This window comes from Seonamhaeicola marinus (assembly GCF_008085455.1).
In genome coordinates, this window is sequence record NZ_VSDQ01000718.1 from 659,218 (window position 1) to 673,332 (window position 14,115).

The 14,115-nt window shown below is 32.8% G+C and carries 15 protein-coding genes; 11 read left to right on the forward strand and 4 right to left on the reverse strand.

Features of this window, described 5'->3' with window-relative positions; translation table 11 throughout:
• Positions 1 to 151: 151 nt before the first annotated feature.
• The 7 genes from hisA to FUA24_RS20415 all read left to right on the forward strand — a co-directional run bounded on the left by hisA (position 152) and on the right by FUA24_RS20415 (position 5,881).
• A complete protein-coding gene (hisA, locus tag FUA24_RS20385) occupies positions 152 to 895 on the forward strand; it encodes a 1-(5-phosphoribosyl)-5-[(5-phosphoribosylamino)methylideneamino]imidazole-4-carboxamide isomerase (RefSeq protein WP_148544894.1) in 744 nt (247 codons plus the stop codon).
• A 2-nt stretch (positions 896 to 897) separates the two neighbouring features.
• On the forward strand, positions 898 to 1,404 hold the full coding sequence (locus tag FUA24_RS20390; protein ID WP_148544895.1) for a DUF1572 family protein: 507 nt from the start codon (positions 898 to 900) through the stop codon (positions 1,402 to 1,404).
• Between the two features lie 2 nt (positions 1,405 to 1,406).
• Positions 1,407 to 2,162, forward strand: a complete 756-nt coding sequence (hisF, locus tag FUA24_RS20395; protein ID WP_148544896.1) for an imidazole glycerol phosphate synthase subunit HisF — start codon at positions 1,407 to 1,409, stop codon at positions 2,160 to 2,162.
• A 3-nt stretch (positions 2,163 to 2,165) separates the two neighbouring features.
• On the forward strand, positions 2,166 to 2,759 hold the full coding sequence (gene hisIE / locus FUA24_RS20400) for a bifunctional phosphoribosyl-AMP cyclohydrolase/phosphoribosyl-ATP diphosphatase HisIE (protein WP_148544897.1): 594 nt from the start codon (positions 2,166 to 2,168) through the stop codon (positions 2,757 to 2,759).
• Positions 2,760 to 2,820: 61 nt separating this feature from the next.
• Positions 2,821 to 4,227 (forward strand): right-handed parallel beta-helix repeat-containing protein, encoded by a 1,407-nt coding sequence (locus FUA24_RS20405; RefSeq protein WP_148544898.1) that lies wholly within the window; start codon positions 2,821 to 2,823, stop codon positions 4,225 to 4,227.
• A 113-nt stretch (positions 4,228 to 4,340) separates the two neighbouring features.
• Positions 4,341 to 5,129, forward strand: a complete 789-nt coding sequence (locus FUA24_RS20410; protein WP_148544899.1) for a tRNA pseudouridine synthase A — start codon at positions 4,341 to 4,343, stop codon at positions 5,127 to 5,129.
• 68 nt (positions 5,130 to 5,197) lie between these two features.
• A complete protein-coding gene (locus tag FUA24_RS20415; RefSeq protein ID WP_148544900.1) occupies positions 5,198 to 5,881 on the forward strand; it encodes a DUF2461 domain-containing protein in 684 nt (227 codons plus the stop codon).
• Between the two features lie 7 nt (positions 5,882 to 5,888).
• On the opposite strand, the gene FUA24_RS20420 is transcribed toward FUA24_RS20415, so the two are convergent.
• On the reverse strand, positions 5,889 to 7,190 hold the full coding sequence (locus FUA24_RS20420; RefSeq protein WP_148544901.1) for a T9SS type A sorting domain-containing protein: 1,302 nt from the start codon (positions 7,188 to 7,190) through the stop codon (positions 5,889 to 5,891).
• Between the two features lie 217 nt (positions 7,191 to 7,407).
• Complete coding sequence (locus FUA24_RS20425) at positions 7,408 to 7,824, reverse strand: glyoxalase (RefSeq protein WP_148544902.1); 417 nt, start codon at positions 7,822 to 7,824, stop codon at positions 7,408 to 7,410.
• Between the two features lie 145 nt (positions 7,825 to 7,969).
• Here FUA24_RS20425 and FUA24_RS20430 point away from each other — a divergent pair, with 145 nt between their 5' ends.
• Positions 7,970 to 8,773, forward strand: a complete 804-nt coding sequence (locus FUA24_RS20430; protein WP_187388340.1) for a DUF6503 family protein — start codon at positions 7,970 to 7,972, stop codon at positions 8,771 to 8,773.
• Between the two features lie 67 nt (positions 8,774 to 8,840).
• Here the strand turns inward: FUA24_RS20430 and FUA24_RS20435 are convergent, their stop codons facing one another.
• Positions 8,841 to 9,590 (reverse strand): SDR family NAD(P)-dependent oxidoreductase, encoded by a 750-nt coding sequence (locus FUA24_RS20435; protein WP_148544903.1) that lies wholly within the window; start codon positions 9,588 to 9,590, stop codon positions 8,841 to 8,843.
• 51 nt (positions 9,591 to 9,641) lie between these two features.
• Complete coding sequence (locus FUA24_RS20440) at positions 9,642 to 10,223, reverse strand: TetR/AcrR family transcriptional regulator (protein WP_148544904.1); 582 nt, start codon at positions 10,221 to 10,223, stop codon at positions 9,642 to 9,644.
• Between the two features lie 89 nt (positions 10,224 to 10,312).
• Here FUA24_RS20440 and FUA24_RS20445 point away from each other — a divergent pair, with 89 nt between their 5' ends.
• The 3 genes from FUA24_RS20445 (at position 10,313) to leuC (ending at position 14,071) form a co-directional block, all read left to right on the forward strand.
• Positions 10,313 to 11,200: a DUF72 domain-containing protein gene (locus FUA24_RS20445; protein ID WP_148544905.1), complete on the forward strand. Its 888-nt coding sequence runs from the start codon at positions 10,313 to 10,315 to the stop codon at positions 11,198 to 11,200.
• Positions 11,201 to 11,545: 345 nt separating this feature from the next.
• Positions 11,546 to 12,385 (forward strand): type IV pili methyl-accepting chemotaxis transducer N-terminal domain-containing protein, encoded by an 840-nt coding sequence (locus tag FUA24_RS20450; RefSeq protein ID WP_148544906.1) that lies wholly within the window; start codon positions 11,546 to 11,548, stop codon positions 12,383 to 12,385.
• 273 nt (positions 12,386 to 12,658) lie between these two features.
• Entirely contained in the window at positions 12,659 to 14,071 is a 1,413-nt protein-coding gene (gene leuC / locus FUA24_RS20455) for a 3-isopropylmalate dehydratase large subunit (RefSeq protein WP_148544907.1), read from the forward strand.
• Positions 14,072 to 14,115: the final 44 nt, after the last annotated feature.

The window sequence follows — 14,115 nt, forward strand, 5'->3', positions numbered from 1 at the left end:
AAGGGCTAATAAAAGTATAGTTAATGATAATAATAGAAAGTCTTCATATTTAGGGAATTCTCGAGCAACAGCTTGAGCAACAGCAACTGAAATAAAGATTCTAATAATTATATTTTTAATTATATTCATATAGACAAATATATACTTATAAATGAGAATAATACCAGCTATAGATATCATTGAAGGCAAATGTGTAAGATTATCTAAAGGAGATTATAGCACAAAGAAAATATATAACGAAAATCCATTAGAAATAGCAAAACAATACCAGGATCATGGTATTGAGTATTTACATTTGGTAGATTTAGATGGAGCAAAGGCAAGCCATATTGTGAATCATAAGGTTTTGGAGCAGATTGCAACTAAAACTAATTTAAAAATTGATTTTGGTGGCGGACTTAAAACGGATGAAGATTTAAAAATAGCTTTTGAATCTGGTGCGGGGCAAATTACTGGTGGAAGTATTGCAGTAAAAAAACCAGAGGTTTTTGAAAGTTGGTTGTCTAAGTTTGGGAATGATAAAATTATTCTTGGTGCAGATGCAAACAACGAAAAAATTGCCATTAGTGGGTGGTTAGAAGAATCAGATGAGGAGTTAATACCTTTTGTGAAAAATTATATGAGCAAAGGTGTAAGCTACGTGATTTGTACAGATATCGCCAAAGATGGTATGTTACAGGGACCTTCGTTTGATTTGTATGAAAAAATGATTGAACAATGTCATTCAGAGGGCAGCGAAGCATCTTTAAAACTAATTGCTTCTGGCGGTATATCAAAATTTGAAGAATTACCAAAGCTGGCAGAATTAGGTTGCGAAGGGACTATTATTGGTAAGGCTATCTATGAAAATAAGATTAGCTTAAAGCAATTAGAAAATTTTATAATCAGTAATTAGAAATGAATCTTTTAACCGATTTTAAAGAACAAATTAGTTATAGGCTAGATGAAAGTACACGAATGGTTTCTTTAAGTTTAGAACAATTATCAGAAGACGATATTTGGAAAAAGGTTAACGACTCAACAAATAGTGTAGGTAATTTAATAGTGCATCTTTGTGGTAATATGACGCAATATGCCATTGCTTCATTAGGTAATAAAGAGGATAAGCGTAATAGAGACGAAGAATTTTCTATTTCTGGGGGATTAAGTAAGGTGCAGCTTTTGGAAAAGTTAATGCATACCGTTGAAACTGTAAAAGCTGTAATTAACGAGCTTTCTGAATCAGAATTTCTTAGAAAAAGAAATGTACAAGGGTTTAACTTTTCTGGTATAGGAATAGCAATTCATGTAACTGAGCATTACTCTTATCATACTGGACAAATTGCATATTTAACTAAAACACTTAAAAATAAAGATCTTGGATTTTATTCAGGGTTAGATTTAAACATTAAAAACCAAGATTAATAATGCTTACAAAAAGAATTATTCCTTGTTTAGATATAAAAAACGGACGCACCGTAAAAGGTGTTAACTTTGTTGATTTACGGGATGCTGGAGACCCTGTTGAACTTGCAAAACAATATGCCGAAGTAGGAGCCGATGAACTTGTTTTTTTGGACATTGCTGCTACACTAGAAAATAGAGGAACTACTTTAGAAATGGTAACTCACGTTGCAGAACAGGTAAACATACCTTTTACGGTAGGCGGTGGAATTTCTTCAGTAGAACATGTTGATGCCTTGTTAAAATGCGGTGCAGATAAAGTTTCTATTAATTCTTCAGCCGTAAAACGTCCTGAATTGGTTAATGAATTAGCAGATAAATTCGGAAGCCAGTGTGTAGTGGTTGCTATAGATGCCAAACAAGTAGGAGCTACTTGGAAAGTACATTTAGCAGGAGGTACCATTCCAACCGATATCGATTTATTCGAATGGGCCAAAGAAGTTGAAGAACGCGGTGCCGGAGAAATTTTATTCACGTCTATGGATCATGATGGTACAAAAGCTGGTTTTGCTAATAAAGCCTTAGCAAAGCTTTCTGATGAACTAAACATTCCTATTATTGCTTCTGGAGGTGCAGGTAATGTGCAGCATTTTATTGATACCTTTAAAGAGGGTAAGTCTGATGCCGCTTTAGCCGCCAGTGTATTTCACTTTGGTGAAATTCCAATTCCAGAATTAAAAAAAGAACTAAAAGAAAATAATATTGAAGTACGACTTTAAGATATGGAGATAAAATACGACTCAAACGGATTAGTACCTGCAATTATTCAAGATGCCACAACAAAAAATGTGTTGATGCTTGGGTACATGAATGAAGAAGCTTACCAAAAAACGCTCGAGATTAAAAAAGTAACGTTTTTTAGTAGAAGCAAACAACGTTTATGGACTAAAGGTGAAGAAAGTGGAAACTTTTTAAACTTAGTAAGTATTAAAAACGATTGTGATAACGATACTTTAATAATACAGGTTAACCCAGTTGGGCCTACCTGTCATACAGGTACTGATACCTGTTGGAGTGAAGAAAATACTTCAAATTTTGGTTTCTTTTCTACTCTAGAAGATATTATCGCTGAACGTGTTGCTAATAAAGATACTTCCAATTCTTATGTAGCAAAATTGTTTTCCAAAGGAATAAACAAAGTAGCTCAGAAAGTGGGAGAGGAGGCTGTTGAAACCGTTATAGAAGCCATGGATAATAATGATGAATTGTTCTTATATGAATCTGCAGATTTGTTATTCCATTACTTAATGTTACTTCAAGCTAAAGGATTCACGCTCAAAGACATTGAGGCTGAATTAAAAGGTAGACATAAATAGAATATATAGTCTTAATTCTATTTTTAATCGTATATTAGGCACCACATTAAACCCCAAGTTAATGGCAACCTACTGTACTTTCAAAAAGCTTGTATTGTTTTTAATTTTAAGCATTGTTGTTTATTCATGTGCTTATGATTCAGATGATAACCCTTCTTTTAATAGAATAGTCTTAAGTGATACCGATCCTAATAATCCATTTCCTTTTAATGGACCTCAACCGCCTATAGACAGAATTCCTTATCCAGAAATTAACAATAATCAGTATTGTATTGATGTAGAAGAATGGGATATTCCTATTAATAGGGCTGAACCAGAAAAAACAACAAGAAATCTACAAGCAGCTATAGATTGGGCTGTTAATCAAGGTTATGGTATTATTTGTGTTCCAGAAGGCCACTATTTAATTGGTATAGAACAAAGCGATATTTATTATGGCGGCATTGAATTGGGTAGTAATATTGCCCTTATGCTAGATCAAAATGCAGTTATAGAAATGACTCCTAATAATAGATGGAATTATTGCGCTATTAGAATTAATAACCAATCTAATGTGGTTGTTTCAGGGGGCACGATAATTGGAGATAGAGATAATCATGAATACACAGCACGAAATGATGGTTCCAGAGCTCATGACGAAGGCCATCTTATTTGTATAGAAGGTGAAAGTCAGAATGTTACCGTAGAAAATATGATCTTGGGTAAGGCTAATGGCGACGGTGTTTTAATTGTAGGCAGTGGTGTTGGTCAGGATCAAATGCTAACCGATATTAATATTAATAGAAACAATTTTTCCGATAACAGGAGACAAGGTGTATCTATAGTTGGAGGAAGACATATTTTAATTGAAAACAACGAATTTCACCATACGAATGGAACCGCACCGGAATTTGGTATTGATATAGAAGGCGCTGGAAGAATAAATGATAGTATTGTAATTAGAACCAACTATTTCCATCATAATAAAGGTGGTGATATCGTTAATACCGATGGCACCGATATTATAGTAGAAAACAACATTCTTTTGCAAGGTCAATCAAATACTTACATAGATGGTCCTTTGGTGTATTGGAAAAATGCAAGTTGGACTATAAGAAACAATAACATAACCATGCGTACCCAATCGGTTAATAACTGGAATGGTATCATTATGTATTCAAATAGCTCCCCAAAGACTAATCCAGATACCACCTTTGTTCATAATAATACTTTAAACAAATGCGGTATGTATATGTATAATGGTGCCGATTTGTCTGTTAGAAATAATATTATGCTTGAAGGGCATCTAGCGTTTTCAGAAATGGATAATTTAATTTTAGAAAACAACAGTGTTGAGCATCCAGATGAATGTTGGGCATATAGGTTTAGGCAAGTGTCCGGTACAGCAGATGGTAACAATTATAATGGTACTTTAATAGATATTCCCTTGCAACAAAACGCCCCATGGAATGGGTGTTGGATAGATTAACTCATTACTTGAAATTTATTAGTTAGATTTTGGTTTTCATCTAGTATGGTTAGCTCATAGGAATCTTGGAAAAGCCTCCGTTTTTTTCAAATTAAAAGTGTTAATATTGCCAAATGCAATTTCAACCTAAAAAGTACTACTACTTAGTTAATTTTCAATATTTAGGCTACCGCTTTCATGGTTGGCAAAAACAACCTAATGTAAAGACGTTACATTTAATGGTAGATAGAACCCTAAATTATATATTGGAAGGTAAATATTTTAAAACCTTAGTATCAGGAAGAACCGATGCTATGGTATCTGCTGAAAATGCAACATTTGAATTGTTTTTACAACATGAAATTGAAGATTTGAATGCTTTTCTTGAATTGTTTAATTACAATCTTCCCCAAGATATTCGCGCTTTAGCAATTAAAGAAGTTGATGAAAAATTTAATATCATTAACCATCCCAAAACGAAGGAATATTTATATCTGTTTACTTATGGTGAAAAGTGTCATCCATTCTGTGCACCCATAATGACAACAATACTGAATGATTTAGATATAGATATCATGAAAGAAGGTGCAAAGCTCTTTGAAGGTGAGCATTACATGAAATCCTACTGCTATAAGCCCTCAGATAACGGCGTTTTTACAAGGACTATTGATACTTGTGAATTGATTGAAAACACTATGTATACAGCAAATTATTTTCCTAAAAAATCTTATATCTTAAGAGTTAGAGGAAAGGGGTTTATGCGCAATCAAATACGCTTAATGATGGGAACGCTCATTGATTTAGGGAAAGGTGTTCTAAGTTTAGAAGATATTAAACAAAGTCTACAACCTAATGTTTTTGTGAAAATGAATTATATAGCTCCTGCTTCGGGATTAATTCTTAACAAGGTAGAGTTTGATTAACAAAATGGTTTTTGTAATTTTCAAATTCTGAAAAACGAGAAATAAAATCATAATCAAAACGAACTAAAATGAGTGTAACGGTACCTAAAGCTGCCTTTGATTTTTTTAAGAAATTAGAAAAGAATAATAATAGAGACTGGTTTAATGAACGCAAAAAAGAGTTTAAATCTATTGAAGCTGAAGTAAAACAAGTCTATAACTCTATTTTTGATACGCTAAATACGCATGATGATATTGATAAATTGAAACTATTTAGAATATATCGTGATGTGCGTTTTTCAAAAAATAAATTACCCTACAAAACACATTTTGGAGGATCATTTCATAGAACAAAACCCAAATTAAGAGGAGGATACTATCTTCACATTCAACCTAATAATGAAAGTTTTATTGCTACTGGATTTTGGGAACCCAATCCAGCAGACCTTTTACGTATTAGAAAAGAATTTGAAATGGATGATTCTGAGATTAGAGAGATTCTATCAAATAAAGACTTTAATACTATTTGGGGAGATACATTTATAGGAGACGAAGTTAAAACTGCACCTAAAGGGTTTAACAAAGCGCATAAGGCCATAGATTTAATTAAAAAGAAACAATACATATTCACTAAAAAATATACAGATAAAGAAGTGTTAGCTTCGGGATTTTTAGAGGATGTAGGTGCTTCTTTTAAAGCAGTTCGCCCATATTTTGATTATATGAGCGAAGTACTTACCACAGATTTAAACGGTGTCTCTTTAATTGAATAATAAACTATTAAATTTTTGATATTTTAAAACTGCTGTTGGCTATGGTCACAATATAAATTCCAGGTGTTAAGTTGTCTACCTGTATTGTATTATTGTGAAGTGAAACGTTTGTTTCTATTAACTTCTTACCAGTAATTGATGAAATCATTACTTTTTCATTATTGAGCAAGCCTCTAACATGTAATGCATCTTTAACTGGGTTAGGAAACGCTTTAAATTTAGTTGTATCAGTGTCATGAAGGGATAAAGCGCTACTAACTACTTCTAGTTCGATAATGTTGGCATTGTAATTAACTTGAAATTCTTTGGTAGCTCCCAGATCTGGTAATATTACAGAACTAAATGTTCCAGAAATACCGCTAGTAGCTTGTAAAATTTCAATTTTAGTACCAACTGCAGGATCATAAGAGTCAACTAGATTTACCTGGAGAATTCCAGAAAGCGAAGCCGTACCACCAATAGTAATTTTGTCAAATAAGACATCCGATTTTAAATCGGCCTCAATTCTAGCAGAGCTCATAAATGTAATATTATCATCAAAGGCGTAAACCCCTATTGGATTAGCTGGCGATATAGGATTGTAATCATTATCAACCGAAGTTCTAGGTGCTATTCTATTAGAAATACTGTGGTTACCCGTATGGGATACATTGTTACCCATAAGATAATACACACTACTGTTAAAACTAATACTGCCAAGGTCATTAACTAAGCTGTTGTTGTTTATAAAGGTGTTTGACGTAATGTTGTTTTCGTTGGTAAAGGTACCGTTGTTTGTTATGGTTCCTGTGCTATTAAGGGTTCCTGTATTTTTAAAACTACCACCAAATTCAACTTTAAATGAAGATGTATTGGTAAACGTTGATTGGCTCACAGTAATACCTCCATTATCTGTAGTAAATGTGGAACTGCTGCTAAAGGTAGACTTAATAGTTAATGTACCTTCATTCTTAAATATAGAATTACTAGATGCCGAAGCATTAAGAGTGGAAGTACCAAAATTGGTAAAAAAGGATTTGTTTGTAAAAGAACCATTAGCAATGAATTCGCCAACAACATTAAAAATAGAGATACTTTCTAAAGAACCATTAACTGTAAGCTTTCCGTAAATTGTTGTTGTACTATTTACAGTAACATTAGATCCATTAGGTATAATAACTTCATCTAAATGCGCTATTGATGTACCAGGATAACTTGGTGTCCAATTAGATGTTACATTCCAGTTTCCAGAACCTGTATAGGTATAAGTTGTTTGAGCATTGTGTATTGATACACAAAAGAGTAGTGCAAAGAGTATTGTTGCTTTCATATTAGTAGTTTTAGGGCGTTCTACTTAAGTAAATAATCAATCAAGATCTATACTATTTCAATAAATCTTGTACAAAACTTTAGGCACTGTAAATTTCGAGAAAACCAAAATTAACTTATGTTAAATTAGGGCGTTTCTCGATAAAACACACATATTTTTTGGATGAAATACAAATAATTAGGATTAAATGTATTTTTAGAAGGAAAAATAATAAGTTTTAGATTGCGGTTAAGTATTCCGGTTTTTCAAACAATTGAATATGGCTTAGGAGTCTTTCCTTAACAATATTCATCATTCTTTTATTCAATGCAGAAGAATTTTGAATATACATTTCATATTCTTCAACAGTAAACATTCCAATGACCATTCCTTTTAATGAGTTTCGGAATTTCATGTCCTTATGAATAGCATTTTCAATATAATCTATGCGTTTATCTAAGGTTAAATCATAAAATACAGATTTATGCTTAACAATGTAATTTCTAAAAACAGCAATTAACAGATCATGTTGTAGCTTAATAATGGGGCGTAAAACTAAATTTTGAAATTTTTCGTCACTACTCATATTGTCTTTTATGAGAGCAGAAGATAACTCCGGACGAATGCTTTTGAGGTTAATTTCTCTTGAATTCATTCTATTGGTTTTAATAAAATTAGATAATTAAAACACCCTAAAAACTTTCATGTACATATAGTTTTCAACTAGTTTATTAACAATTAGCTGTGTTGGGCTTGTGTAAGTTTTAAGTTTCTAATCGACCAAGACAAAAACAATTACAATGACAAATACAACCAAATTTAAAACAAGTATCCTATCATTATTTATAGCTTTTGGCGTATATGCCAATGCCCAAATGGTAGCAGATCAAAAATCTAAGGAACTATTAAACACTTTGGCCGAAGTTAATGGTGGTTATGAAAAATTAGCCTCTAAAAAGGACGTTCAATTTAAATACGTCTATGATAATTTTGACAAAGGAAAAGACGTATCGCTAGAAAAACACATCTTTAATGGAGAGCATTCTTGGGGATCCTACGATATTCACCAAAGAAATGTGTTACCGAAACAGAAAGGTTTGGCCTTACAATCATTAATAGATGGGAAACCTAATTTAACTTTAAACGGTAAACAAATTACAGATGAAAAAGCCTTAGGAGGTACGGTATTCTTAAGGAAAGTAAACTTTTATTGGTTTACAATGATGTATAAACTACAAGATCCAGGAACCATTTATGAATATTTAGGAACAGAAACAACAAATGGTATAACATACGATAAAGTAAGCTTAACATATAATTCTGGCATTACTAAGAAAGAAAAAAACGATGCCTATATTTTATATTTTAATCCTAAAACTCATTTAGTTGATTTTTTCTTTTTCTCCTTACCAGATTGGGGTATCAATGATCCAATTTTAAAAATGACCCTAGAATATGAGGTTATAGATGGTATGTACATTTCAACAGTTAGAAAGTCTTTTGCGCCTAACGAAAAAGGGGAGTACAGTTTAAACGGACAATATACCTTTAGTGACATAAAATTTGATAATGGTTTTACTAAAGAAGATTTTATACTGAAATAAGAGTTAATTTGGAACCATAAAAAAAGCACCAATTATTTGGTGCTTTTTAGTTTATGCTTCTATTAGATTAAATTTGGCTCAATCCACCATCAATTTCTAATTCAACACCGTTAATAAAAGCGGCCTCTTCTGATGTCAAAAATAATGCGGCGTTCGCTATCTCTTCCGATTTACCAAAACGGCCTAATGGCACAGCAGCAGCAAAACCTTTACCCATTTCATCAACTACATCTTCTGGTAGTCCCATTTTTCCATATAATGGTGTTTCTATAGGACCTGGGGCAATGGAGTTCACCCTTATCCCTCTAGATTTAACTTCAGAAGTCAATACCCTTGCATACGCTCTTAGGGCGCCTTTACTAGCTGAATATACGCCCAAACCATCAAACCCTTTTTGGTGAACAATAGAGTTCGTGAATAGAATAGAACCGCCATCATTAATGTGTGGTAACGCTTCTTTTATTGCTAAAATGGGCCCTTTTGTATTAATATTAAAGATTTCATCATAATGGGCTTCGGTTACATCTGAGACGGGTAAAACGGGAGCTACACCTGCGTTTAGGAATAGAATATCAATTTTGCCATAATGATTAGTGGCTTCCTGTATTAATCTTAAATTATCCTCAGGTTTACTTACATCTGCAAGTACCGTTATAAAATCACCTTTAAGGTCTTTCGCCACTTCATCTAAAGCTTCCTGTCTGCGACCAGAGACTACTACTTTAGCACCTTCTTCTAAGTATAATTTTGCAGTGGCAAGACCAATACCGCTGTTTGCGCCTGTAATTACTGCAACTTTGTTTTCTAATTTATTCATGTGTTTTAGATTTTATTTGAAACAATCGTTTCAAATTGATTTAAAAAAAAATTAAGTTAATGTTTGTAATGTTGTATGTATTATGTTTTTCAATTTATCTCTATCAGAAACTAAAATACCTGTCATTCTAAATCCCTGTATGGCACTAAATAAGTAAAGGGCATAGTCTTCAAAGGTTTTTTCTGTATTAATATAGCCGTCTTCTTGTCCTTTATTCACCAAATCTTCAAGCATACCAACCATTTTGTTCTTATTGTTTTCTAAAAATGTTGTGATAGCATTATCATGATAGGCCATTTCCGAAGTACAATTAACAATCATACAGCCCTTGTCTTTATTGCTTTTCAGTATCTCTTTTAAATACAAATCGAATATAAAATTTATAGCTTCAAGAGGATTAGCTGCCTTTAACAACTCCACAGAAAATAAAGAGTTGTATTTATTTTGATACGCCTGCAAACATTGCAAGAAAAGGGCGTGCTTACTACCAAATGAATTGTAGATACTAGATCTGTTTAAACCTGTAGCATCAACAATGTCTTGCATTGACGTGGCATTAAACCCTTTGTCATGAAAGACATTAGTAACTTGACTAATGACCAATTCTTTGTCGAATGTTTCTACTTTTGGCATTTTATTTGAAATGTTCGTTTCAAAATTAAAAATTAATTTGAAACCCTAATGTTAAAATTTAGTTATTTTTGAAAAAACTGTTTTAAGCTATGAAATTTGGAAGTGTAGATAATCCTCAAGATATTGATTTTACCTTACCCGCAGATCACCCGAAAACCAAGGAAGTTCTTAATAAGGTAAAGGACGATAATGTGCCCGATATATTTGTAGGATGTGCCAAATGGAATAGGGCAGATTTAAAAGGGTTTTATCCAAGAGGTACTAAAGACGAACTTGCTTATTACTCAAAGCAGTTTAATGCTATAGAGTTAAATGCAACCTTTTACCGTATATTTCCAGCGGAACAATTTGCCAAATGGTATGACAAAACGCCTTCAAATTTCAAGTTCTTTCCAAAGTTAAACCAAGAAATTAGTCACTGGAAACGTTTAAACGAGACTAAAGCTGTTGTAGAAGACTATCTTTATAATGCATCTAACTTAAAAGAAAAATTAGGAACTATCTTTTTACAGATGCATAATAATTTTGCACCGAAAGATTTTGATAGAGTAGTGGCATTCGTAGAATCGTGGCCCAAAGAGATCCCTTTAGCTGTAGAGTTTAGACATACAGATTGGTATAATGATCCCGCTGTGGCAAACGAATTGTATAGTTTATTAGAGGAAAATAACATTTCTAACGTTATTGTTGATACCGCAGGAAGAAGAGACTTAATGCACATGCGTTTAACAAATTCAACAGCATTTGTGCGTTATGTTGGTGCCAATCATGAGACCGATTATACACGGTTAGATGATTGGGTTGAACGCCTGCAAGTATGGCAAGATCAAGGCATTAAAGAAATTGACTTTTTTATACACCAAAACATAGAAAAGGAATCACCACTTTTATCAGCTTACTTTGTTAAAAAGCTTAATACTACTCTGGGTTGTTCTTTAAAGATACCCAATGAGGAAGCACAACAAACGCTCTTATAAGACAAAACACCCACTTTTTCACATGTCTATTCGTTGAATATTAGGTGGCAATTATCTAAAAATCATGTGGTTATTTTGAATTTCAAATAAAATATGAATTCTAATTTTATGGTATTCACAAAAATGTAGTTAAGTCATTTTTACCAAAAAAAAATCTTTGAGGCTTCTAATTCTTAATTTGGTAAACTTCATATATGGATATTGTTGATTTGAGAAAAAGCCTAGGTTTTAGGACGGTATTTTTAATAATGCCGTAAAACGCAACTTAAGGTAGTATTTTCATAAGGTTTGTGAATTGGATAGCTTTATCCAACCTAAATTTATTAACCTTAACCAAAATTACTTATGAGCTATTTAAAAAGAAGCTATATAATTGGCATTGGCTTATATCTTGTTACATTTAGTCTATTTGCGCAGTCGCAAAATTATGGTTCAATATCATATAATAAAGCAGTAAACATATCGGGCAAACAAAGAATGTTATCCCAAAAGATGTCCAAATCATTTTTACTTCTTGCTTACGGGGCAAATAATGGAGATATTAAGCGGGAACTTACGTCTAGTAAATTCATTTTTCAAAAACAACTAGAAATTATCAAGGAAAATGGAAAAAACGCTTCTGTTATTAAACTCCTAGTCAAGAAAACTGAAAAAATCTGGCAAGAATTTAAATATTTAATTGAAGCAGAACCTAATTTACAAAATGCAAAAAGGGTATTGAATTTAAATACAGATTTATTAAAGTCTTGTCACGCTATTGTTCAGCAAATTGAATCTATGTCTGGTTACAGTAGTAAGTTTTTTAACAACTACGATCAGGAATTAGTAACCATCATTAACAAGTCTGGTAAACAACGTATGTTGTCGCAACGTTTATGCTTGTACTATACGGCCTGTACACTCTTTCCTAAAAATACATCTGAATATAAGCAAGTACTACAGGAAACGTACACAGAGTTTAATGATGCTATAGGATATTTGTTAATTAACAGTTATAATACAACAGAATCTGAGGAAGAGATTGGAGAAATAATGAATATTTGGGAGAATTATGTTAATAATAAACATGATTTCTTAAACACCAAATTTAATCTAGTTGACGTCTTTAAAACAACGAATGACTTAACCTCTAGGTTCAATAAAATTACAGGTATTTATGAAACTGTAGCTAAAAACAAAATATAAGAGAATGCTTAAACCGTCCAAATTTTCAAAATATAAGGCAAATACTAAAATCTAGAATTAGAACCTAACCTATTTTAGTTTGAATTTTTAAGCAATCCTTCCTTTTCATTACAAAAAAAACAAAGAAAGCCATGTCATTTAGATATTTTATAAAAATGAAATAACAAATAAGGATAAACTTTTAAAAATTTGCAATTAAGACTAACTTTGTCAAGATATAGAGCATTCAATGCTTTTTGAGTTTAAAAGTAAACCTATTTATTATAAATTTTTATGAGTAAGACATTATTTGACAAAGTGTGGGACTCACATGTTGTTAGGAAAATAGAAGATGGTCCAGATGTATTTTTTATAGACCGTCATTTTATTCACGAAGTTACAAGTCCTGTTGCCTTTGTTGGTTTGAAAAGTCGTGGAATTGGTGTTATGTATCCAGAAAAGACGTTTGCAACTGCAGATCACAATACACCAACATGGAATCAGCATTTGCCTGTTGCAGATCCTTTATCTGCTAATCAATTAGAAGCTTTAGCTAACAATGCTGCTGAGCACGGTATTTCTCACTGGGGGTTAGGACACAGAAACAATGGTATTGTACATATTGTAGGTCCAGAAAATGGTATTACCCTTCCAGGTTCTACTATTGTATGTGGTGACTCTCATACATCTACTCATGGTGCTTTTGGTGCTATAGCCTTTGGTATTGGTACTTCTGAGGTAGAAATGGTATTATCTACACAATGTATCATGCAGCCTAAGCCTAAAAAAATGCGTATTAACGTTAATGGTAAATTAGGTTTTGGTGTAACCCCTAAGGATGTTGCGCTTTATATCATTTCTAAGCAAACTACTTCTGGTGCTACAGGATACTTTGTAGAGTATGCAGGTGATGTTTTTGAAGACATGACTATGGAAGGTCGTATGACTGTTTGTAACCTTTCTATTGAAATGGGTGCACGTGGTGGTATGATTGCTCCAGATGAAAAGACTTTTGAATATATAAAAGGAAGAAAGCACACACCTGCTGGTGCAGATTGGGATAAAGCTATGGAATACTGGCAAACACTTTACACAGAAGAAGGTGCTGAGTTTGATGCAGAATTTACTTATGATGCTGCAGATATAGAACCAATGATTACTTATGGAACTAATCCAGGTATGGGTATTGGTGTAACGCAGTCTATTCCTAATGCCAATGAAGTTGAGGGAGGAGAAGCAACATATAAAAAGTCTCTTGGCTATATGCAATTTGCTGAGGGAGAAGATATGATTGGTAAAACAGTTGATTATGTATTCTTAGGATCATGTACAAACGGACGTATAGAAGATTTTAGAGCCTTCTGTTCTATTATTGAAGGTAGACAAAAAGCAGATAATATTACGGCTTGGTTAGTACCAGGGTCTCATAAAGTAGTAGATCAAATAAAGGAAGAAGGATTAGACAAGATATTAGAAGCTGCTGGTTTTGTATTGAGAGAACCAGGTTGTTCTGCTTGTTTAGCAATGAATGATGATAAAGTACCTGCTGGTAAATTGGCGGTATCTACATCTAATAGAAACTTTGAAGGAAGACAAGGACCAGGATCAAGAACCTTATTAGCTTCGCCATTAGTAGCAGCTGCTACAGCTGTTGAAGGTGTGGTTACAGATCCAAGAACATTATTAGAAGTAAGCAGCGTACAGTAAGTAGTTTGCGGTACAATAGCTTTATAAAATTACATGTAATAACA